The sequence below is a fragment of the Hymenobacter sublimis genome (genome assembly GCF_023101345.1).
Lineage (GTDB): Bacteria > Bacteroidota > Bacteroidia > Cytophagales > Hymenobacteraceae > Hymenobacter > Hymenobacter sublimis.
This window is the reverse complement of sequence record NZ_CP095848.1, coordinates 2,536,075-2,558,694: the sequence shown is the minus strand read 5'-3', so window position 1 is coordinate 2,558,694 and position 22,620 is coordinate 2,536,075. Positions and strand designations below refer to the sequence as shown.

At 55.0% G+C, this 22,620-nt stretch carries 12 protein-coding genes and 1 CRISPR repeat array; of the genes, 3 read left to right on the top strand and 9 right to left on the bottom strand.

All coding sequences use genetic code 11. The features are described from left to right. The first annotated feature begins 113 nt into the window (after nt 1–113). Entirely contained in the window at nt 114–2,678 is a 2,565-nt protein-coding gene (gene uvrA, locus MWH26_RS10655; protein ID WP_247974264.1) for an excinuclease ABC subunit UvrA, read from the top strand. A 124-nt stretch (nt 2,679–2,802) separates the two neighbouring features. Beyond that, nucleotides 2,803–9,271: a CRISPR direct-repeat array (repeat unit 29 nt; unit sequence ATTTCAATTCCACACAGTCCGATTGAAAG). Nucleotides 9,272–9,466: 195 nt separating this feature from the next. Here uvrA and cas2 read toward each other — a convergent pair. From cas2 to MWH26_RS10610, 9 genes are all read right to left on the bottom strand, one after another. Next, nucleotides 9,467–9,730 (bottom strand): CRISPR-associated endonuclease Cas2, encoded by a 264-nt coding sequence (cas2, locus tag MWH26_RS10650; RefSeq protein ID WP_247974263.1) that lies wholly within the window; start codon nt 9,728–9,730, stop codon nt 9,467–9,469. Nucleotide 9,731: 1 nt separating this feature from the next. Then, the gene (gene cas1b / locus MWH26_RS10645) at nt 9,732–10,739 is read right to left on the bottom strand and encodes a type I-B CRISPR-associated endonuclease Cas1b (RefSeq protein ID WP_247974262.1); all 1,008 of its coding nucleotides are present in this window, start codon (nt 10,737–10,739) and stop codon (nt 9,732–9,734) included. 84 nt (nt 10,740–10,823) lie between these two features. Next, nucleotides 10,824–11,333, bottom strand: coding sequence for a CRISPR-associated protein Cas4 (gene cas4, locus MWH26_RS10640; RefSeq protein ID WP_247974261.1), 510 nt, complete (start codon nt 11,331–11,333; stop codon nt 10,824–10,826). Between the two features lie 57 nt (nt 11,334–11,390). Then, nucleotides 11,391–12,458 (bottom strand): CRISPR-associated protein Cas7, encoded by a 1,068-nt coding sequence (locus MWH26_RS10635; RefSeq protein WP_247974260.1) that lies wholly within the window; start codon nt 12,456–12,458, stop codon nt 11,391–11,393. Between the two features lie 35 nt (nt 12,459–12,493). Continuing rightward, the gene (locus MWH26_RS10630) at nt 12,494–13,834 is read right to left on the bottom strand and encodes a hypothetical protein (protein WP_247974259.1); all 1,341 of its coding nucleotides are present in this window, start codon (nt 13,832–13,834) and stop codon (nt 12,494–12,496) included. Nucleotides 13,835–13,846: 12 nt separating this feature from the next. Next, on the bottom strand, nt 13,847–16,006 hold the full coding sequence (cas3, locus tag MWH26_RS10625; protein WP_247974258.1) for a CRISPR-associated helicase Cas3': 2,160 nt from the start codon (nt 16,004–16,006) through the stop codon (nt 13,847–13,849). Next, nucleotides 16,003–16,569, bottom strand: a complete 567-nt coding sequence (locus MWH26_RS10620) for a hypothetical protein (protein WP_247974257.1) — start codon at nt 16,567–16,569, stop codon at nt 16,003–16,005. Before MWH26_RS10620 ends, cas3 begins: the two co-directional genes overlap by 4 nt. 28 nt (nt 16,570–16,597) lie before the next feature. Continuing rightward, complete coding sequence (locus MWH26_RS10615; protein WP_247974256.1) at nt 16,598–17,212, bottom strand: CRISPR-associated endoribonuclease Cas6; 615 nt, start codon at nt 17,210–17,212, stop codon at nt 16,598–16,600. A 359-nt stretch (nt 17,213–17,571) separates the two neighbouring features. After that, nucleotides 17,572–19,671, bottom strand: coding sequence for an ExeM/NucH family extracellular endonuclease (locus tag MWH26_RS10610; protein ID WP_247974255.1), 2,100 nt, complete (start codon nt 19,669–19,671; stop codon nt 17,572–17,574). 530 nt (nt 19,672–20,201) lie between these two features. On the opposite strand from MWH26_RS10610, the gene MWH26_RS10605 reads away from it, so the two are divergent. Together MWH26_RS10605 and MWH26_RS10600 are read left to right on the top strand one after the other, a co-directional pair. Further along, on the top strand, nt 20,202–20,765 hold the full coding sequence (locus tag MWH26_RS10605) for a class I SAM-dependent methyltransferase (protein WP_247974254.1): 564 nt from the start codon (nt 20,202–20,204) through the stop codon (nt 20,763–20,765). A gap of 412 nt (nt 20,766–21,177) precedes the next feature. Continuing rightward, nucleotides 21,178–22,614 carry a sensor histidine kinase gene (locus tag MWH26_RS10600; RefSeq protein ID WP_247974253.1) on the top strand — a complete coding sequence of 479 codons (1,437 nt, stop codon included), beginning with the start codon at nt 21,178–21,180 and terminating at the stop codon, nt 22,612–22,614. The last annotated feature ends 6 nt before the right edge of the window (nt 22,615–22,620 follow it).

Sequence of the window (22,620 nt, the reverse complement as noted above, 5' to 3'; positions counted from 1 at the left end):
CGGCCGGGAAGTAGTATTGTCACTCCGGGGGTAGGGGAGAAGTAGGCGTTGCCTAGTCAGGAACGCTCAGCTTCTTTCTTACTCTTCAGAACGACCCCTCTGCTGCCTTCTCTATGCCCAAACAGGATTCTTTGCCTACCCCTCCAACCTTTACTGGCTACGTGCAGGTGCGCGGGGCGCGGGAACACAACCTCAAAAACGTCGACGTCCAGATTCCGCGCGATGCGCTGGTGGTGTTTACTGGCGTGTCGGGCTCGGGTAAGTCTTCCCTGGCCTTCGGGACGCTCTACGCCGAGGCCCAGCGCCGCTACCTGGAGTCGGTGTCGCCGTACGCGCGCCGGCTGTTTCACCAGATGGCGGTGCCCGAGGTAGATGCCATTGAAGGCCTGCCCCCGGCCGTGGCCCTGCAGCAGCAGCGCGGCACGCCTACCACCCGCTCCTCGGTGGGTAGCGTCACCACGCTTTCTAACCTAGTGCGCATGCTCTACTCCCGGGCCGGCGACTACCCCGCCGGGCAGCCCATTGTGTACGCCGAAGGCTTTTCGCCCAATACTCCCGAGGGCGCCTGCCCTACCTGCCACGGCCTGGGTCGCATCTATGAGGTAACGGAACAAAGCATGGTGCCCGACCCTTCCCTCACCATCCGGGAGCGGGCCATTGCGGCCTGGCCCCAGGCCTGGGGCGGCCAAAACCAGCGCGACATCCTCGTGACTTTGGGCTACGACGTGGACCGGCCTTGGCAGGAGCTGCCCCAGGAGCAGCGCGACTGGATTCTGTTCACCGAGGAGCAGCCCGTGGTGCCGGTTTACCCCGGCTATTCGCCCCAGGAAACCCAACGGGCCCTCAAGCGCCGGGAGCCCCCGAACTACATGGGCACTTTTAGCAGTGCCAAACGCCACGTGCTGCACACCTTCGCCACCACCCAGAGCCCCCTCATGAAAAAGCGGGCCCTGCAGTACATGCTCAGCACCGAATGCCCCACCTGCCAGGGCAAGCGCCTGCGGCCCGAGTCTCTGGCCGTAAAATTCGCGGGTCTGGATATTGCCGACATGTCAGGGTTGCCGCTGAAGCGGGTGGCCGAGCTGCTGCGGCCCTTCGCTGAGGGCAAGGCCGCGCGCCAGCCCCACGATGCGGCCCATCCGGAGCAGGTTATCGTGGCCCAACGCATTGCCGCCGACCTGTGCGCCCGCCTGACGGTGCTGCTGGACCTGGGCCTGGGCTACCTGGCCCTGGAGCGGAGCACGCCCACCCTGTCGCCGGGGGAGCTGCAGCGCCTGCGGCTAGCTACCCAGCTGTATTCCAACTTGTTTGGGGTAGTGTACGTGCTCGATGAGCCCTCGGCGGGCCTGCACCCCTCTGACACGGAAGCCCTGCTCAAAGCCCTGAAAAGCTTAAAGCAGGCCGGCAATTCCCTGTTCGTGGTAGAGCACAACCTAGACGTTATCCGCCAGGCCGACTGGCTGGTAGACGTGGGCCCCGCCGCCGGGGAGCAGGGCGGGGAAATCCTATACAGCGGTGCGCCGGCTGGTTTGGCTGATGTTGCTGCCTCCCAGACCCGGCGCTTTCTGTTTGAAGCTGGTGCCAAGGCGGTGACGCGGGAACCCCGCAGTCCGGCCGGGTGGCTGCGGCTGCAAGGCGTCACGCGCAACAACCTGCAGCAGCTTGAGGTAGCGTTTCCACTGGGCGTATTTACCACCGTTACGGGCGTGTCGGGCTCGGGCAAGTCCAGCTTGGTAAGCCAGGTGCTGGTAGAGCTGGTAGCGGAGGAATTAGGAATGAAGAATCCTGAATCAGGCGTTGAAAATGAAGATTCCGATGAATATTCTTCATTCCTCACTTCCCTCTCTTCAGTAACCGAAGGTAAGATTGTAGGCGGCATGGAGCAGATTAAGCGGCTGGTGCGCGTGGACCAGAAGCCCATTGGCCGCACTCCGCGCTCCAACATGGCTACCTACACCGGCCTCTTCGACCACGTGCGCAAGCTGTTTGCCGCTACACCCGCCGCCCGTAAGCGCCGCTACGACGCCGGCCGTTTCTCCTTCAACGTGGCAAAAGGCCGCTGCGAAAACTGCCAGGGTGAAGGCTTCGTGATGGTGGAGCTGCTGTTCCTGCCCAGCGTGTACGCGCCCTGCCCCGTCTGCCACGGGGCGCGCTACAACGCCAAAACCCTGGAAATAACGTACCGCGACAAGAACATTGCCGAGGTGCTGGGCCTAACCGTGGACGACGCCTGGGCATTTTTCGAGGAAGAGCCCACCGTGCAGCGCGCCCTCACGGTGTTGCGCGAGGTAGGGCTGGGCTACTTGCGCCTGGGCCAGCCCGCCACGGAGCTGTCGGGCGGCGAGGCCCAGCGCATCAAGCTGGCCACCGAACTGCAACGAGCCCAGCGCGGCAACTCCCTCTACATCCTCGACGAGCCCACTACCGGCCTGCACCCCTCCGACGTGGAAAAGCTGCTCACCCAACTGGATGGCTTGGTGGAAGCCGGCAATACCGTCATCGTGGTGGAGCACGACATGCGCGTGGTTGCCGCCTCCGACTGGGTCCTGGACATCGGCCCCGGCGCCGGTGACGAGGGCGGTCAGGTAGTAGCCGCCGGTACGCCCACTGATGTTATTACGTCCAAGCAAAACCGTACTGCGCCGCATCTGGCTCGTTTTATCCAGGGTCGGACTTAGGTGACCTCGGATTCTCTGTTAACGGCGTACTTGCATTTTACTTGAGTAGAAGCTGCATATATCTGTTTTTCCTTCAATCGATGTTAATTCGTTCGACGGTCTACTCATGTTCCCAACTACCCTTATTTCAATTCCACGCAGTCCGATTGAAAGCTGCGGGGTATGTTTGTGGTAGGGCAAGACCCGAATATTTCAATTCCACACAGTCCGATTGAAAGCAGAGCAGAAGTACACTTCCACATCCGCCGTACCCGATTTCAATTCCACACAGTCCGATTGAAAGTCCGGGCGGCAGGATGTGCCAGGCGGGTACCGTGCCATTTCAATTCCACACAGTCCGATTGAAAGTATGGGTATGGGAGTGGGTGATGTAAGACTACATATATTTCAATTCCACACAGTCCGATTGAAAGGTGTCAGCACGGTTGGCAAGAAAGCCACCGCCGCCAATTTCAATTCCACACAGTCCGATTGAAAGAGCCCCGATTGTTCTAGTCGGGGCTTTCGTCGTATCATTTCAATTCCACACAGTCCGATTGAAAGGCGGGTCGCTACGTTCGGGCAGTCGTTCCACGGTGATTTCAATTCCACACAGTCCGATTGAAAGAACAAACAGCGGCAGTCAAGAAGATGCTGGCTTACATTTCAATTCCACACAGTCCGATTGAAAGAAACGAGCTGAATTCTACCTACAGCTTCCCTGATGGATTTCAATTCCACACAGTCCGATTGAAAGTCGTAGGACGCCCCTAGTTCCTTGTCGTTGACCTTATTTCAATTCCACACAGTCCGATTGAAAGGGTCTGGAATTGACTTTCCCCGTCGAAAATGCTGCTATTTCAATTCCACACAGTCCGATTGAAAGTGCTGACGGCCGACACCTGCGCGCCGGAGTTCAACTAATTTCAATTCCACACAGTCCGATTGAAAGACGGCAAGCTCTGGCGCTCCAAGCAAGAAGTTCCGAATTTCAATTCCACACAGTCCGATTGAAAGATGGGCGCGGCGCTAATCCTACTGGCTGTGCTAGCATTTCAATTCCACACAGTCCGATTGAAAGTGGTGTTCGACTAGGGTGGTGAGGTTGATAGAGTCGTATTTCAATTCCACACAGTCCGATTGAAAGCCCAGAGCTTGCGCCAGCGGGTGCAACGTACCCGCAATTTCAATTCCACACAGTCCGATTGAAAGCGTATATTTTCAAGGGGTGGGCTGTTGTCAGAATTCAATTTCAATTCCACACAGTCCGATTGAAAGGCGGCTCATCGCGCCCATGAGTTTATTGGCGACAATATTTCAATTCCACACAGTCCGATTGAAAGGTTCTCTGTTCGCCGTGCTGGCCTTCCTGTTTATGGATTTCAATTCCACACAGTCCGATTGAAAGCCTCCTTCTCCGTGCGGTACTTGAACTCCAAGACCAATTTCAATTCCACACAGTCCGATTGAAAGTCGAGCGTGCTGGTCGGCACGGCCCCCGTCAAGGGATTTCAATTCCACACAGTCCGATTGAAAGCCAAAGCCGGCGCCGAAAGCCTGAAGCTGGGGCTTAATTTCAATTCCACACAGTCCGATTGAAAGACGGCAGGGATGATTGAAGACGCGCTAGAGGCAGAGATTTCAATTCCACACAGTCCGATTGAAAGTCTACAAGCGGGATGTGTACCAAGTGCTGGAGCCTGAATTTCAATTCCACACAGTCCGATTGAAAGGCACTACTGCGTGGGGCTCATACCCCACCGTCTTGCATTTCAATTCCACACAGTCCGATTGAAAGGTACGTCGGTGGGCGTTTTCTCGTATCTTACCCCTATTTCAATTCCACACAGTCCGATTGAAAGTACCCATTGAAAGTTGTTCGGCTAGACGCTGTAAATATTTCAATTCCACACAGTCCGATTGAAAGAGGACCGGGTGCCGGTGCTTCGGAAGGGGGCCGGCATATTTCAATTCCACACAGTCCGATTGAAAGCGACGGTCTTAAGGGTACCCCGCAGTTCCTTGATTAATTTCAATTCCACACAGTCCGATTGAAAGGCAAGTACTTTACTTGCCTACCTCGCGGCTACTAACATTTCAATTCCACACAGTCCGATTGAAAGTAGCGCGAGTACGATGCCTCCGACAATAGCCCTACCAATTTCAATTCCACACAGTCCGATTGAAAGCGACCAAGGAAAACCTAGTGAGGTAGCGGCCATTCTAATTTCAATTCCACACAGTCCGATTGAAAGCTTGCGCACCCGCGGCGGCTTCGGCTACTGTCACCTATTTCAATTCCACACAGTCCGATTGAAAGTGCGTTAAGCGGCACCGGCAACCTAGCTGCTACCACATTTCAATTCCACACAGTCCGATTGAAAGAATTAGCCGATGCTGCAAAGGCAGAGGCCGTTGCGAATTTCAATTCCACACAGTCCGATTGAAAGCACTAGCGACCTGTTACGCTACCTGGCGGAAGCCCGCATTTCAATTCCACACAGTCCGATTGAAAGTTGACCGCCAACGCAATAAGCTGCCCGTGTTTAATCATTTCAATTCCACACAGTCCGATTGAAAGTGCAACAGCGCGAAGGCACCGACCGCATTACCATCAATTTCAATTCCACACAGTCCGATTGAAAGAAGAACCACCACCACAAGCCGCTAGAGACAATAGACATTTCAATTCCACACAGTCCGATTGAAAGCGTCTCCAGTGAGTGCGGCCACTACAAGGGCTACACCTATTTCAATTCCACACAGTCCGATTGAAAGGTGGAATACGTCGCGCGAACGCCGCCAATAGTAATAATTTCAATTCCACACAGTCCGATTGAAAGTGGTGTGGGGTTGGTTACGGGTGGCGGGCACTGCTTATTTCAATTCCACACAGTCCGATTGAAAGGCTCCGAGGCGGGCGACGAGTTTACCACCACCACCTAATTTCAATTCCACACAGTCCGATTGAAAGGGTGGTCGAGGCGCAGGGCCAGGGCTTCGAGCAGGTATTTCAATTCCACACAGTCCGATTGAAAGTTTGGGTTTTGCTTCGACCTCTGGCTGAACCAGCGCATTTCAATTCCACACAGTCCGATTGAAAGCCAGTGGACACGGTGCTGAACACCTGGTACACGCTAATTTCAATTCCACACAGTCCGATTGAAAGCATCCGTTACGGCTTGCTTTAGGCTCAGCATCAGCATTTCAATTCCACACAGTCCGATTGAAAGGCTAAATCAACCCACAACTGGCTCGGCCGCTACCTATTTCAATTCCACACAGTCCGATTGAAAGCAGTGCTCTGGTTGGAAACGAGGAAACCAAGACCACATTTCAATTCCACACAGTCCGATTGAAAGATCCTGACGGTACCCACGACGTCCGCACCTACCACATTTCAATTCCACACAGTCCGATTGAAAGGCCTTCTTGCTGGGGCACAGCAATACGCTTGCCGAATTTCAATTCCACACAGTCCGATTGAAAGGTGTGGCCGAAACTCAAGCTGCCGAGCTTGCAACTAATTTCAATTCCACACAGTCCGATTGAAAGTCGCTAATCAGCCCTCCGAGCGAAGAGGCTTTGCGAATTTCAATTCCACACAGTCCGATTGAAAGTTGGTTTACGCGCATCACCCTAGATGAAACCATTAATTTCAATTCCACACAGTCCGATTGAAAGTAAACCGCCCCGACCGTTGTAGCAGTCGGGGCGGTTATTTCAATTCCACACAGTCCGATTGAAAGTAGTTCCATGACAGTACCAGTAGGCACCAGTTATAATTTCAATTCCACACAGTCCGATTGAAAGAGGTCTGAAATTGGCTTTCCCCGTCGAAGATGCTGCTATTTCAATTCCACACAGTCCGATTGAAAGCCAGCTTCTCCCCCTCGGGCACGACATGGCGCAGCAATTTCAATTCCACACAGTCCGATTGAAAGAGTTGAGTACTTGGAGTACCTCAATGAGAACTCCTACATTTCAATTCCACACAGTCCGATTGAAAGATTGAGCGTCGTAGTATCATTGCCGACTGCCAACACGATTTCAATTCCACACAGTCCGATTGAAAGGCTTCGAGGTAGGCGACGATTTCGGCGTGGGTCATTATTTCAATTCCACACAGTCCGATTGAAAGGCGCAAGGGCGCCTAAGCTATGAGCACGATTCTCTAATTTCAATTCCACACAGTCCGATTGAAAGGAGAAGCGTAACCGCAGCAGAAATGCCGGTAAAAGATTTCAATTCCACACAGTCCGATTGAAAGGAGTTGACGGTTCAGCTTCCGCTCCGGCGAGCAGGCATTTCAATTCCACACAGTCCGATTGAAAGTAGCTGTCGTTTCTGAGCGCGTGCCCTGGCTGTCTTATTTCAATTCCACACAGTCCGATTGAAAGTGCGCTCGAAAAAGCACATCGCGCCCATGGAATCGAATTTCAATTCCACACAGTCCGATTGAAAGGTGATGCGCGTAAACCAATCGGCTAATTTCTCCCCCTATTTCAATTCCACACAGTCCGATTGAAAGTAGTTCCTGTTCTGGAAAATCTACTCATTTCCGTGAATTTCAATTCCACACAGTCCGATTGAAAGGCTGTTGCAAAAACCATCGCCGAGTTCGGCTTTACCCATTTCAATTCCACACAGTCCGATTGAAAGTATGGTGGTTACACCTCCATCCTTAGGGCTACTCTTAATTTCAATTCCACACAGTCCGATTGAAAGGCTTGCTGGGCTGCTGGATCAGGCCGGCAGCCAGCAATTTCAATTCCACACAGTCCGATTGAAAGACACCGGTCCGGGCACGCCGAGCCGCATTGCCTCGAATTTCAATTCCACACAGTCCGATTGAAAGCGGGGCTACACACCGAACAGTTCCCCGCCTACTTCATTTCAATTCCACACAGTCCGATTGAAAGCCTTTTGGTGGCGTTACATCCCAGAAGCCTTTAGCTATTTCAATTCCACACAGTCCGATTGAAAGTGCCTGCATGATGTTCATTTTTACCTTCCATATATTATTTCAATTCCACACAGTCCGATTGAAAGGGACATCTCAGGGCAGTATTCTCAGGTGCCGTGCTCATTTCAATTCCACACAGTCCGATTGAAAGCCAGCAACTCGTGCACCTACCGCTGCTCACCTACCTATTTCAATTCCACACAGTCCGATTGAAAGCCAGCCCGCGTAGCACACCCGATAACTCCCGGTGCAATTTCAATTCCACACAGTCCGATTGAAAGGTACCGGCGCGACAAACCATTGACCACCGTAAAGCCATTTCAATTCCACACAGTCCGATTGAAAGTCACCAGCGAGCAACTCGGCGGCACGAATGTAGTACATTTCAATTCCACACAGTCCGATTGAAAGCAGCGCGACTTGCTACCTCTATTGATTTTCAAAGTATTTCAATTCCACACAGTCCGATTGAAAGACGCCACCCAGGACGACGGCACGTGTACGTACACCCATTTCAATTCCACACAGTCCGATTGAAAGTGGTTTGAACCGGCGGTCTGGCAAGGCTTGCTCGGATTTCAATTCCACACAGTCCGATTGAAAGGAAACACGTAGCGCAAGCTGTCCCACCCGATGGGGTATTTCAATTCCACACAGTCCGATTGAAAGTACACCTCGACATCCGCCGTACCTGCGGGCAGTTCCACATTTCAATTCCACACAGTCCGATTGAAAGTTTTCGGCAAAAGGGTTAACTCCATCAGCCGGGGTATATTTCAATTCCACACAGTCCGATTGAAAGCTGCGTGTCCTGTAGTGACCGATCCGGACCCAGACCATTTCAATTCCACACAGTCCGATTGAAAGCCGTGGCGTTGGTGGGTGGTAGCTGCAATCGTAGTCATTTCAATTCCACACAGTCCGATTGAAAGGCGGTATGAAGTCGCCTGCCTTTCAATGGTACGCGGATTTCAATTCCACACAGTCCGATTGAAAGCGGCGCGGCGTTCTAGCCCCAGCCCCAAACAATGCAATTTCAATTCCACACAGTCCGATTGAAAGAAACGCGCTTGAGAGCCTTAGAAACGGCCCTGCAAAATTTCAATTCCACACAGTCCGATTGAAAGCGTCGTAGTACAGCTCGTGCAGCACCCCGCGGCTGTATTTCAATTCCACACAGTCCGATTGAAAGAGCTACCCGTGCCCGCGTCCACATCTTCCAGATCGTATTTCAATTCCACACAGTCCGATTGAAAGCCGCGGGTGCCCGTGCCAGCTACTACGCGGTTGGAGATTTCAATTCCACACAGTCCGATTGAAAGTCGAAGCCTACACCCATCAACTGCCAGCTAACCTGCAATTTCAATTCCACACAGTCCGATTGAAAGCCTGGTGAAACGAGATACCACACCCAGCGCACACGATTTCAATTCCACACAGTCCGATTGAAAGGCGCACGGCGCTGAATTTCTCGGCCTTGTATTTCGCATTTCAATTCCACACAGTCCGATTGAAAGATGGGAGCATCAGCCGAGGCGTCCTCGAAATTGATGTATTTCAATTCCACACAGTCCGATTGAAAGGGATTCGACCTCGCTACTCGGCTGCATCGGTTGGCTATTTCAATTCCACACAGTCCGATTGAAAGCCGTGGCAAAAAGGCCGCTGGTGAAATTCAAAGCTAATACTTTACTCATCAAATGGTAACGTAAAGTCGTCGCATGGCAATCCTATGATTTTCCTGGGTTAGCGACGACTACTGGAAATCAAAGACTTATACTTTGTACTGTGTGATTAATGCTCAAATAATACGATCAACCAGTGCACCGACGACCTATTTCACTTATAAAAACGTGTCCAACTTGTTCTTTTCCTGGCCCACTACCTGCTTTTCCAGCCACTGCTGACTACGACTTTTGAAAATTAATACGCTGTCTTCGTCAGTATCTAGGAAGTTATGGGCTTTGGCCAGTAACTCCTTAAGTTTTACTTCGGTTATTTCGCCCTCGAAAACCGAGTTTTGAATCCAATTTAGGTAGCGACGACAGAGTTTGAGCATTTTGCCCACGCGCTTCTCGCGGATATCATATACCAGCAATACATACATCTTACCACCACGCTTTAAAGGGTTTGTATTCTTCCATCTGCATTAAGTGCTTAGTGAGCTTGTAGCACTCAAGCTTGATTAAGTGCTGGTAACTGACGCTACGCTTGAGGCTACGGTGTTGAATTGTTTCCTTCAGGCGCTCTTCAAAAACGCGTACCACAGTTTTCTTCGCGGGTTCTTTCAGTACGCAGCGGCCTAGGTCCTGCACAAAATCATTGGGGCGAATTTCTCGCTTGTTGAGTACCCGGAAAATCAGACGATCTACTAGCAGGGGCTTGAAAATCTCAGCAAGATCTAAGGCCAGCGAGAACCGGCGAGTACCAGGCTCGTGCAAAAAGCTAATGGTAGGGTTGAGCTGCGTATGATAGATCTGCGAAAGACAGGCCGAGTAGCAGAGCATGTTGCCAAACGACATAAGTGCGTTAAGTTCGTTTTGAGGCGGTTGAGTGGTACGCGTGCCGAAAGCGTAATCGGTAGGTACCAGCCGGTCGAAGCCGCTGTAGTAGGTCTGACGAATGTTGCCTTCCAGCCCCATGAGCTCAGGTACGGCATTGGCGAACGGTAGGGCAGCCACGTAGCCCTCTATCTGATCGATGTGAGCGGCTACGTCCCGGCCGCGGCTCTGGTAATAACGTAGGTTCTTGAGTAGATTGAACGCGGAACCCTCCACAAACTTGCGGGCGAGAGCAATGCGCTTGGTTTTAGACGTGTAATGTTGAGTTTGCTGCACCTGAAGCTTGCCTGCCAGCAGGTACTCCTTGGCCATGAACGAACCGGTATAGTGCTCGTAGTAGTCGAAAAAGTGCACTGAGACGCCGTTCTTACCTAGGAAGTTGTAGAGGCTGGAGTTAGCATCGAGTGAACCGAACACGTAGAGATCTGCCACATCCATTATGGGCAAATACTTCACTTGTCCGGGTAAGCCTTGCTCATCGTAAGCGGTGTATTGTAAAGTATTGTCCTTCCGGCTCAACCGGCCAGGATTGAACAGATAGTATGTCTTCCTCATATCATTAATTAAGCTGATTCCTTTTAGAAAGGCGGCACAAATCTCATTTCACATAAAACCAGACACCTAGCCCTATTGTACCACTCACTCGCCCACATAGCAAAACTCGTAGTAACTACACTGTCGGCAGAAAGGCTTATTGATAGTAGGCGGACAAGGCGTGTTATCGGATTGCAGCTGCTGAATACGAGTTAGCCATTGCGGAATATCTGCCCGGTCAGCAGGGGTGAGAGCAACGGCCAGCGTTTGACGAAGCTTCGGGTATTCCAATAGGGCCGTAGGGCCTTCCACGCCGGCTTCCTCCAGCAGCCAGAGATAGTACTTGAGTTGAGCAATGTGTGATTCTTCTAGCTTCTGCGATGTTTTGATTTCGTGAATAACACGCCGATGCGGATCATAGAAATCAATCTTGCTGCCGCCAATACTGACTTCCTTATACCGCTCAGCCCGCTGTGGGTAAGCTGTCTGGTGTAATAGCTCGCCGCCCGCTACGGCCTCGGAGGTATGCTCCATCCACAAATCACGGTCGAACAGCCACAGTTTGCGGTGGCAGACGTGGTAGTACTTGACGTGGGTGGCGGTGATGGTGCGCATAGAAGCAAAAAAGAATCCTGGCTCCACGCGAAGCAGAGCCAGGATAGCTGATGGGGTTTATACTTGCTGCTCGTAGCTGAATGCCCGCAGCCGGCGTGCTATTTCTTGCTCGGCGTCAGATAGCGCATCGGCGCGTTCTTCTTCCGTAAAGACGTATTCGGCGGCGCTAGGCGTAATAAACAAGTCCACGCCATTTACTTGTTCGAGCACAGGGCGAGCTTTCGGCCGCTCGCTGCCTTCTGATTCGGGTACCAGCTTCGCCCGGATGGCGGCCCCGATGGCGTTGGCGTTGTCGGAAACGGCAACGGCCAACGTCTTCATCAAATCAAACGTGCGACTTTGGTTGGTGAGAATGCGCCAGTCGAGCAGGGCTTTAGCCAGAGCGGGAATTAGCTTCTCGCGCTGCTCCGGCGGGCACACTAGGCACGGTCCGAAGGAATTCACGCCCGGTTGCCACCCAGTAGCTTGCAGGGCTTCGCGAATGGCGGGCGTCACTTCCGGCTCCGTGTCGTTGGTCGACACGCAAAACAGGGTGCGCATGTCCACGGCTACATCATACACGAATAGGCCACTGGCGCGGGTATTTTCAGGAATCCACTTCCGCAACACGCTCCGGTCGGTACCTTTTAACAAAGCAGCTAGTTCTTCCTCGCTTAACTCCTTATTATCGGCGTCCCGCACAATGACCTTGTGTAGAGTAGGCCGGTCGCTGCGGTCAAACGTGATGTTCTCGCTGCTCATGCCGGCTAGCAAAGGATGCAGGGGGCGCATGGCCGAGATAGAAAGTGGGCTACGCCTTTTCAACGTGCGGTTGTCACCACCTTTTTGGGCTCGCATCCAGCCGCCAACGAGTTGGTCAGGGTGCCGCGGGTCGCATGCCGACCACGGTTCACCTTCGCCAAGCTTGCCGTTCTTATCGAGGTTGGACACGAACGTAACGGGTGCGGGCGACAGGCCTAATTCCGCTAAAAATACTTCCAGCACCGAGCGTTTCACCTGTTGGCCGCTGGAATAAGGCATTCGGGTAGAAAATTGCGGGTCGTAGTAATATTTCTGTCCCTGGCTGACGCCAAACACAGTGTGCGAAGCAGACTTGAGGCCCCGGAGGTAGAGAAAAGAATTCATATAGAAAAAAGTAAAGACTAAAGACCAAGAGTTGATTACGCGGGAGTAGCCGCCTGTTGACGGTCAGCCAGCGCGTAGCAGAACCGCACCAGCGTCAGGAAATAGGGAAAGTTGTCGGGCGGCATGGTATCCACACGCTGCGCCAGACTCTTGAACTTGTCGAGCGTGTCGGTTGGGGCATTTTCTACCACCGTAGTGAGGGCAGCAATGAAATTGCGGCGGTTGCCCGCCTGCAACACGTCATCTACCGCATTAGCATTGCCGCGGCTGAGTTTTTTGCCGGCACTTCTGTGCAGCACCAGCAGGTCGGCAGCTTCTTCCGCGCGCGACCAAAGGGTTTCATCATTGAGCATGGCGAGTAACCAGGAAATGTAAACGTGGTAAGTAACTAAGAGCGAATTGTCGTTTTTGCTGTAATCGGGAAGTTTGGTTTTTTCGCCGGGCTTGGTGGCGGGCATCAAGCCGCGCAGGCCCTTCGGCAGCAGAGCGTAGGTACCGATGGCGCCGGCTTGACAGGCTTTGCGGAAGCCGAAGCCCGACCCAAACAGATTCTGAATAAAGCTGCGGTTGCTGGTGTATTCACCCTCCCCAAATAACTTCCGGTATAAGTCGAACGGCTTACGAATGCCCATCAAATCCACGGGCACGAAGCCCACGGTCGTGTTGGTTTGGCCAAGGTTGTACACGTACACGGTTTGGGTGCGAGCCGTGGGCGGCAGCAGTTTCACCAAGGACAGCAGCACATCCGTCCAGGGCGCAGTTTCGGCGCTCATGATGCCTTTGTCAACCGAAAAAGCATCAGCAGGCAACAGTTCTCCATTCTGGGCTCCTAAGCTTGCATTATAACTGCGTAGCCACTGGCCATTCCAAGTGTTCACTTGGTTAGGACGCAGTTCGTGGCGGTCCGTGAGCAAGCGACGATATACGTGCCAGCCTTGCTCCAAAGCCAGCAGCACTTCCGGCACGGGTATCAGCAGCGACAAAGCGCCCTGTACACCCACGCCTAATGCGCCTCCCACCCACGAAAGCATTACCTCATCAGCCGAAATAGGCATGGTGGCTCCACTTACTTGCCCCGATGTAGTAGCCAGCACGTCAGTACTCGGAAAACCTACCGGGCTTGAGCCTGCCGGGTCTTCCCGAATAAATTTCAGCAACTCACCAATGCGTTTGTTGCGGTCGGTAGCATCAGGATATTGGCCTTTTTTGAAGGGTGGATTACTGAGCCGGGAATTACCGCCATGCATGATATACTTTGGGTGGTCGAAAAACAGCGGGATAAACCGTTCCTCGAAATATTCAGCCACACTTAGGCTGAGTCCGTGGGCGGCATTGTAGGCGGCCAGAAACTGGCGGCCGATAACGGCAGTAATCATCGGCGAAGTGGATTAAAGGAATTCATAGCCGGTTTCGGCTAGCAGCCGCTCCATGTGCAGGCCTGTTTCGGGTGAGTAGGCTTGCTCATCAATCAGATAGGGATTGTTGCCGTGCGGGTGCTGGCGCAGTTTGGCTCGTTGAGCATCCCGGTAGTTCAGCGGAATTTCAAAGCGGGGCCGCTCGTCGGGCGAGGCCTGTGAATAAGCTTCGTAGTCTCGCAGCCACACGCCCGTAACTGAATCAATTTCCAGCAAATCCAGCAGCACCGACTTCGGTTCGTGGGTGAGCAGCGGCAACAAAAACTGGCCATTACGAAAGCGGGCGAAGCCGTCCAGCGAGGTCAGTTCTACTGTGGGGTACACGGCATCAATCAAGCCGGCCAAGTCCCGCTCGCGCAATACAATGCCTTGGTCGGGTAGCAGGTCGTAGGTGCGTTGCAGTACGTCCACGTCATAGGGTCGGGCAGCCGTTTTGGTCGTGGGTGGGGCCACTACGTACACAGGTTGCAGCTTACGTTGCGCCGGCTCCAGCCGACGGCGGTTTACGCGCCCGAAACGCTGGACCAAGGCATCAACAGGGGCCGTATCGGTCAGCATGCAATCAAAGCTGATATCCAGGCTTACTTCCACTACCTGCGTGGCTACCACGATACAAGGGCCCGGCTGCTCGTCAAACTCCTTTTTTAATTGATTTTCAAGCTCGGCCCGGTCCATCCGACGATACCGACTGTGGAGCAGCATCTTGGGCGTGTCCGGGTATAGCTCCTGCAAGTCGTGGTAAAGCTGTTGGGCGTCCTTTACCCGGTTACGCACAATTAGCACCTTAGCGCCGGCCTGCAACTGCTCCGCCAGCACGGCGCGAGTTGCGTCCCAATCGGGTAGCTTGTGCACAGTGTGGCGGTCATAGGTGTCCAGCTCTTCTTCGGTAAGGGTGGTGATGCGCGTGGCCTCCGGCCCACCAAGCAGCGCTAGTACCTGGTCGTAAAGAGCTGTGGGCATGGTAGCCGTGCCTACGTGGACCCGGCAGCCGATACCGTGTAGCGCCTCCACCAACCGGAACAGAATGGCTTGGGTAAGGGCGCCGTAAGTGTGAATCTCGTCCAGGATAACATCAGCGCCTTGCAAGTCAAGCAGTAAACTCTCATAGCCTCGCGTGGCAAACACGATGCCCATCAGCTGGTGCGGCGTAAGCACCTTCACAGCTGCCCCTACTTTGTCCTGCAGGGCTTTTTCTTCCTCTTTAGCTTGGTATGCTACTACCCGCGACGAGCCGTGTAGTAGCCGCACATCTACTTCCTGCTCCTGCAACGCTTCCCCAATGCGGCGCCACATGGCATTGATAGAAGCCTGAAACGGCAACGTATAAAACACCCGTCCCCGGCAACGGCGCAGCAGGTAGTTTGTCTTGCCTGCGCCGGTAGGCGCCGTTACCAGCGTGTGTGGCTTGCCCTCGTCGGTAGTTTGCTTGGTTGATAAGGGATAAAGCGGATGCGTCCCAGCAAAGGGCGCCAAATCGGGCGAGCGGAATAAGCGTGGCAGAGCCAGTGTGGTGCGCTGCTGCAGGGCTGAGGCCAGATGGTCAGCTGCCACCAGTAGTCCTTTCCACGGCGACCAGCCCAGTACCCGGCCTTCAATCAGCGCGTAGGCGCGCTCCGTACACCATTCAAATGCTGTTAAGGCTTCTGCTCGGCTGATGGGTTTTGTGGCTATTCCTACTTCCGTCAGGACCGCCAACGCCGGCCCCGACCATTCTTCCCACCGCTGGGCTGGCGCGTCCAGATGCGTTTTCTCAAAGTTCTCGCCCATCTGGTCGAAATCATACAAGCCATAGCCTGATGAGTCGCGAGCCAATGATTTATGGTGCGCTACCAACATGTCAAATAGCGGCTCCCATTGTATCTGAGGCAATAGGGGCAGGAAGAATAACGACGCCAACTCGTGCCGAAAAGGTTTGTCGGCCGGGGTACGCTTAGCAGTTAGGCGGCGCTGAAACTCAGGATGAGCTTTGCCAATGTCATGTAGCAAGCCCCCAAGCCGAGCCAGTTCCGGATTAAGATTTCGGCCATGTGCAATGGCTTCGGCGGCTTCGGCTACGTGAAGCAGATGGTCGGCGAGCAGCAAACCGCCATTTTCGGGACTTTTAGCCCGCAGCGCAGTAACAGATGCACTCATGACTGCGGCAGATAACGAACCGCGCGGCCCGTGATGGAAAGCTGCCCGTACATTGGCGCGTTGCCAGTGAAGCGGTTGAAGCCAACTAGAAAGCTTCCTTCACTGGTGCCGTCTTCAGTAAAGTGCAGCTCGAATCCGTCCAGGGCCTCAAACCCTTCCTGGGAAAGCTCTTGTATTGGCCCCGTGGGCAGTACAAGGTCCTCGTTACGACAAAGGCACAAGTGTTGTCGCGCTGCTCGTTCAGCATCTTCTCGCGTCGAGAAAGCCAGGTGCAGCACCGGATTTAGCAGCACATTACGTAGTAGGATCCCCCGGTCACGCCCCAGAATCCGACCCGTACGCTTTTCTTCTTTGAAAGCCCGCGCATGAACTACCTCTTGCTGTTGGCTCAAGGTATCATAGCTCAGCCGGTGCCGTAGAATCTGCGCCACCCCTAACTTCTGGCGCATTCCTTCAATTACAGAAGGGGTGAGAAACTGTTGGGAATAGGTCTCTCCATCTCTTACCGCCGTCCAAGGCTTGAGGTAGCCAAAAGGGCCAGTGTACTTTACCGCGTAAAGCATATCACAAAATCAATAAATCGTGTAAAATCTATTCCAGCGCCCCGCACCCCAGCCCCGTGCTATGGCCTACGCCCACGCACCAGGCAAAGCGGATTTGCTCAGCGGTGCCGGTTACGATGACGGGGCACTGACTGGCGCGGCACTGCACGGCCTTATAACGGAAAAGCTTGGTTTTAGCCCCAGCATAGTGCCGGTCGAAGCGGACGGCGGCACCGGTGTCGTCGAGGCCGGCTTGACGGAGCTTGTGGCGCAGGGTGGCCGTGAGCAACTCGTCGGCGCGCGGGTCTTCGTACGTGAGGTGGTCAGCGGGTTTGCCGGCTTCAACCTCCCACTTTACAAACACGGGACTCAGCACCCGCAACCACTGCTCGCCATCTTGGAACTGGGGTGGCGTAATGAGGCGCGCGTCGCGGACGGTGAGGCCCAGGCCCAAGTCCGGCTCCCGGATGACACCGCCGACAAGTTGATGAATCAGCTGCGGGTCGTGGGCGGAAATAGACCAATGGGCACCGTTTCGATACTGTAAGCCGTTGCGCCCGGCTTGGCCACCGCGCAGCCACGACAGGGAATAAAGGGAGAGGCCATTGTGCAGTTCGTCATTATGACCTAGCCACCGGTGAAACGCGCCCTTAAGCGTAGGCAAGTGGTCAAAAGGCAATGGTTTACCGGCTGTGAGGTATAGGCTCAAGCGCATAGAAGCTCGCTAACTATAATAGAATGAAGAGCTCCCAAGATGGAGAATATTTTAGGTAAACAAATGGGAATACTAAAAAAATAAGTATTTCAAGCTGCGCATTAATAATACAGCTTTCTAAATAAGTTGGCAGAAGCCTGCTGATTGCTATGCACCTAGGCTGTATAGATAGTAAGAATGTTTAGGCAAAAAGAACGTCATGCCGAGCGCAGCGAAGCATGACGTTCTTTCCGTTACTGTCTACGCAGCCTGATAAGACAGTTATTATCACCACTAGCCAGAGGCTCACTAACAATCCTGCTCGCAGCTTACTCTTTCATCACCCGCTGGGTGCGGTTGAGGTTGCGGCCTTGCAGGCGCACCTCGTAAATGCCGGGGGCCAAGTGGCCGGTGTAGCGGTTGAGCTCGGCCTGAAGCAGGCTACCGGAGCCGTGCAGGCGAAGCATGGGTATGCCCTGGGGCAGAAGCACTTCCAGCGTGAGTGGGCCAATGTTTTTAGGCAGGTCAGCCAGGGTAAAGGTGCGGCCGCCCGCGGCGGGCTTGGGGTACACAAACAAACGGGGCGTGTTCATATTGGCGGGGGTAATGCCGGCGAAGTTTACGCCAATGAGCACCGGGTCGTGGTCAGAGGAGCGGAAGGGGGTGCTTACGTCGGTGGCCGCGCCGGCCACATCGAACTGCAGAAAAAGCGGCTCCCCGGAGTTGATGTTCCACTTGTGCACGTCGATAAACCCCACCATATTGGACGTAACGATGCAGTGGTCGAGGGAGCCGGTGAGGCCCTTGAAGACGTAGGAGGCGCTGGTGGGCGGCGTCACAACGACCAGCCCCGCAGCCCGCATGATGTCAATGGGGTCTTCCTCGTAGTTGGCGTTGTAGTCGCCAATGCAGACGACCCGCTTAGTGCCGGCCGGTACCACGGTGGTATTCACGAACTGCACCAGGGCATTGGCCTGATTCCGGCGCCGGTCGTTGGAGCCGCCCTGGCCGTCGTTTTGGTCAGCATTGACGCCCGTGCCGCTGCCCTTGGACTTGAAATGGTTGATGACAACGGCCAGCGTATCGGGGCGGGCCTTGCGGCGGGTGGTAAACACCTGGGCCAGGGGTGGCCGCTCAAATACGCCCGTTACCGTAGCTACCCGCGCCTCCCCAAGCGGCGCCACCACGGCCGGCTTGTAAATAATAGCGCACCGAATGACATCCGTATTGTTCGGCTGCTGGGTAGTTCCACCGTCGTTCACGAAAGCGTACGTGCCGGGGCCCTGGGCTTGGTTGAGGCCGTTCACCAGGTCCTGAATGGCGGAAGCCGGGCCCGTGCCATCGTTTTCAATTTCCGTGAGGCCAATGATGTCCGGGTTCATCTGAACCAGCCCCTGAATGATTTTGCTGCGCTGACGGACGAAGTCGGCGGGCGTTTTGGCTCCGCGTGGGGTCGGGAACCCGCCGCCGGCCCCGTCGCCGTTGAAGTAGTTGAGCACGTTGTAGCTGGCTACTTTCACATCGAGGGGCCCAAATACGGGCACGGGTGGGCGCGTAACCACCAGGGCCGGGGCGTCGGGGCCGGGCAGGGGCTGCACCCGCCACTTCCCGAAGCCATACCCCAGAATGCCGCGCAGCTGGGCCACGGTGCTACCCACCCGAACGGTGCGCAGGGTGGGGTCGAGGAAGGGAACGGGGGTAGGGTTGGTGGCCGCGCTGCCATCGTCCAGCAGAATGGAGCGGTCGAGGTTGGCAGCTTGGTAGGCATTGATGGCCGCCAGGTTGCTGGTGCCGGTGCTCCGGGTGCCGGTGGCGGGGTCGTCGTTTGGGTCAATAAACTGGGTGGGTTGATACACGGGCCCGCCGGTAGTGAGGGTCAGCTCGCCGCGCTGGCGCAGGGTGTACACGTCGGAAACGGTGAGTGGTACCGGAAACTGCACCCGCATGCCCTCGTAGCGCTCCAAGGCCGCCCCGGAGTAGGGGGGCAGCGGCAGGGTAGTGAAGGCGGGCAGCGCATTGCCGCTGGAGAGTACCGTAACGGTAGCCTCGGTGAGCACGGCCTGATCGAAGGAGGGCGCGGCCCCAGCTTCCTGCACGGTTCCGGTTAGCTGCACTTTGTCGCCCAGGGCTACTTTGGTTTCCGGCTGCACCACAAACAGGGCATCGGAGGTGGCGGGGTTGCCATCGGAAGCAGCGGCGGCTTCCTGCACGTAAAATCCTCCTGGCGTCAGGCCCGGATATATCCCCGTCACGATGGCCTGAATGGTGTAGCTGCCCGGCTTGGCCGCCCCCGCACTACCCTGAATACTGCCGATGCGCGTAATGGCAGGCTCCTTGCGCGGCGGCTGGCCCCCGCTAGTAGCCGAGGCGGGGGCGTGAAGCCAGCAGGAAAGCAGCAAGAAAATCAAGGCAGAATGGCTGTGGCGCATGGGGCGGGACGAGTTGTCGTGTAAATAGTAATTATAAAAGTAATATTTAAAAGTGAAATAATTATAAATAACTCCGAAGGCCTATATGTTCTTCCCGGGTATTTACATGGTACAGGCTTAGGGTTACCGCCGTAGGTAGGTACTTTCGCAATAGGCTAAACAAGTGACTGAAGTAAACTGATTTCCAGCGTAATACGGCCCACTCATATAGAGCAGTACCGAGCCGCCTCGCTTGAACCACGAGGGTAGATTGGCAACGTCAGTCGGGGAAGTGTCAGCTCTCGGTATGAGGGCTCTGTTCCGCCTGTATTTTCACGAGGCAGTATTAAAAACAGCGGCTGGCCTCGCCATGCAAGGGCTTGCCCCAGCTTCTTCGCCTCGCTGGGAATGACAGTTCCTCGTTTCCGCTTTTGCTGTTTGCCCTGCTTATACCGGAGAGAAACGGCCTTATGTGGTAGCCTGAATCGAGTTGCCTCCGTACAACCAGCAACCGGTTCGCGCGTTATTTCCTTTTCCAGCCGGTGCGGCTTATGCTTTCTTCCTTTGTCGAAGAGTTCTTTCGAAATCCGGCCACGGTGGGGTCTTTGGTACCCAGCTCACAAGCCCTAACCGACAAGGTAATGGAGCCTATCGATTTCGATACGGCTACCTGTATTGTGGAGTACGGACCCGGAACGGGAGTTTTCACTGAGGTCCTGATGAAGCGGCGCAAAGCCGGCACTGCCCTGGTGCTCGTGGAGGTAAACCGGCGGTTCTGCCAGTTGCTGCAGCAGCGCTACGCCAGCCACGCCGACGTGCACGTGCTGCATGGCTCAGCCGACCAAACCGGGGACTACCTCCGCCGGCTGGGGCTACCCCAACCGGACTATGTGGTGTGCGGCTTGCCCTTTTCGTCGTTGCCCCGGCGGCTGGGGTGGCGTATTCTGGAGCATACCCGGCAGCTGCTAGCTCCGGCCGGCAAGCTGATTCTCTTTCAATACTCGCTCCAAAATAAGAAGCTGTTTGCCCGGTTTTTCCGTGCCCTAACCGAGACCCACGTGCTGCAGAACCTACCGCCGGCCTACGTGCTGGTGTACCAACCGGCAGACGAATAGCTGCCTTGCAGAAAGCGACTGGTGCCTACCGCGCGTTGGTACGGGCTTGCGTAAGCAAAGTATTTCCAACCAGAGGCCTTGGTGTAAGGGCCGGAGGTAGGGGCTAGGCCAGCGGCGGCAGGCCCACTCTAACACCTTGCCTATGAGCAATAACCGCCCACGCGCTGGCTGGGTAGCGGCAGCACCCGGTTGCAGGGGTAGCGCGGGGTGGGAATATTTCTAGAAAATATTTTCTAGGCCAGACGATACGGCTGCGTGTGAAAGTGTAAATTCGGCTGGAGCGCTGTAGTGGCGCATGATCGGTTGTGGAGGTACAAACAGCTAAGAGCTCAAAAAAACGGAGCGCTGCTACTTTATTCTAACGGGCCCTTTCAGCCGAATAGGATAACTAAACTCATATGCTCGTCTGCTCATGAACATAGACATGCAGCTGGTAGAAAATGAGCAACGGTTTCGCTCGTTGTTCGAAAATAACCCCGACCTGGTGCTGTTTCAGAACCAAACCGGTGTTATTCTGGATGCGAATCAGGCTTTTCTGGAGGTGGTACACCGGCCAAAGGAAGCGGTGCTGCACCGGCCCTTTTCCGACTTCCTACCTCCCGACAAAGCCCCGCTGTTTGCCGAGAAACTGGCCGAAGCCTTCCGGGGTCATAAGGTAGAATTTGAGGTGGAGGTGAAGATTAACGGCTCCGAGCCCCGGGTGCTGAACGTAACCAAGGTGCCGCTACGGGTTGAGGAGAAGGTAGCGGGCGTGCACATGGTGGCCAAGGATATTACCGTGGAGGCAGCCTCCCGATCCATCATTGCCCAGCAGGCCCGGCGGCTCAATACCATCTTCGAGAGCATTACGGATGCGTTTTTCCTGCTCGACCGGCGCTGGACGTTCAACTTTGTCAACAGTGAGGTGGAGCGCCTATTGGGGATGAGCCGGCAGCAGCTCCTGGGCAACACGGCCTGGCAGGTATTCACGGGCCAAAATCTCGACGAGTTTTATCAGCAGTGCCGGCTGGCTATGGCCTCAGGAAACGCTGTGCACTTTCAGGCCTTCTTTGAGCCCCGGCAGCTGTGGCTGGAGGTAAAGGCGTTTCCTTCCGAAGAAGGCCTCTCGGTGTACTTCACGGACGTAACAGACAAGGTAAAGGCCCACCAGGAGCTGTACCGCCAGAACACCGACCTGCAGCAGTTCGCCTACATCGTGTCGCATAACCTGCGCGCGCCCCTGGCCAATATGCTGGGCCTAGTTGACTTGCTGGTTGGCCAGGAGCGGGAGCAGCGGCAGACCCCGGAGTACGAGCAGCTGCTACACCACTTGCTGCTCAACACCCGCCAGCTCGACACCGTCCTGCACGACATGAACACCATCCTAACGGTGCGCGACAAGCAAGGGGTGTCGGAGCCGGAGCAGGTGCCCCTAGCCGAGGTAGTGCGGCAAGTAGTTGACAGCCTCCGGGATTCTTTGGACGAGTGCGGGGGCGAAATCCACGCCGAAATACCCGCCAAGCTGTGCGTGCGCGGCATCCGGGCCTACCTCTACAGCGTTTTCTTTAACCTGCTCTCCAACGCCATTAAGTACCGCTCGGAGCAAAGGCCGCTGCGCATTACCATTACTGCCACGCCCAGCCAGCCGGGGCCCGGCACGCAGGTAGAAGTAGCCGACAACGGCTCGGGTTTCGACACGCAAAAAGCCGGCGCGGATGTCTTTAAGCTTTACAAACGATTTCATACCCAGCCGGAGGGGCGCGGATTGGGCTTATACCTAGTAAAAACGCATGTTGAGGCAATGGGCGGACGCATTACGGTGCACAGCACCGTGAATGTCGGCACCCGGTTCCTTGTACATTTATCCTAAAGAGCA

What these genes read in the sequence shown, in the direction of transcription:
- uvrA (WP_247974264.1), top strand. Translation starts at nt 114, where the DNA reads ATGCCCAAACAGGATTCTTTGCCTACCCCTCCAACCTTTACTGGCTAC.
- cas2 (WP_247974263.1), bottom strand. Translation starts at nt 9,730, where the DNA reads ATGTATGTATTGCTGGTATATGATATCCGCGAGAAGCGCGTGGGCAAA.
- cas1b (WP_247974262.1), bottom strand. Translation starts at nt 10,739, where the DNA reads ATGAGGAAGACATACTATCTGTTCAATCCTGGCCGGTTGAGCCGGAAG.
- cas4 (WP_247974261.1), bottom strand. Translation starts at nt 11,333, where the DNA reads ATGCGCACCATCACCGCCACCCACGTCAAGTACTACCACGTCTGCCAC.
- MWH26_RS10635 (WP_247974260.1), bottom strand. Translation starts at nt 12,458, where the DNA reads ATGAATTCTTTTCTCTACCTCCGGGGCCTCAAGTCTGCTTCGCACACT.
- MWH26_RS10630 (WP_247974259.1), bottom strand. Translation starts at nt 13,834, where the DNA reads ATGATTACTGCCGTTATCGGCCGCCAGTTTCTGGCCGCCTACAATGCC.
- cas3 (WP_247974258.1), bottom strand. Translation starts at nt 16,006, where the DNA reads ATGAGTGCATCTGTTACTGCGCTGCGGGCTAAAAGTCCCGAAAATGGC.
- MWH26_RS10620 (WP_247974257.1), bottom strand. Translation starts at nt 16,569, where the DNA reads ATGCTTTACGCGGTAAAGTACACTGGCCCTTTTGGCTACCTCAAGCCT.
- MWH26_RS10610 (WP_247974255.1), bottom strand. Translation starts at nt 19,671, where the DNA reads ATGCGCCACAGCCATTCTGCCTTGATTTTCTTGCTGCTTTCCTGCTGG.
- MWH26_RS10605 (WP_247974254.1), top strand. Translation starts at nt 20,202, where the DNA reads ATGCTTTCTTCCTTTGTCGAAGAGTTCTTTCGAAATCCGGCCACGGTG.
- MWH26_RS10600 (WP_247974253.1), top strand. Translation starts at nt 21,178, where the DNA reads ATGAACATAGACATGCAGCTGGTAGAAAATGAGCAACGGTTTCGCTCG.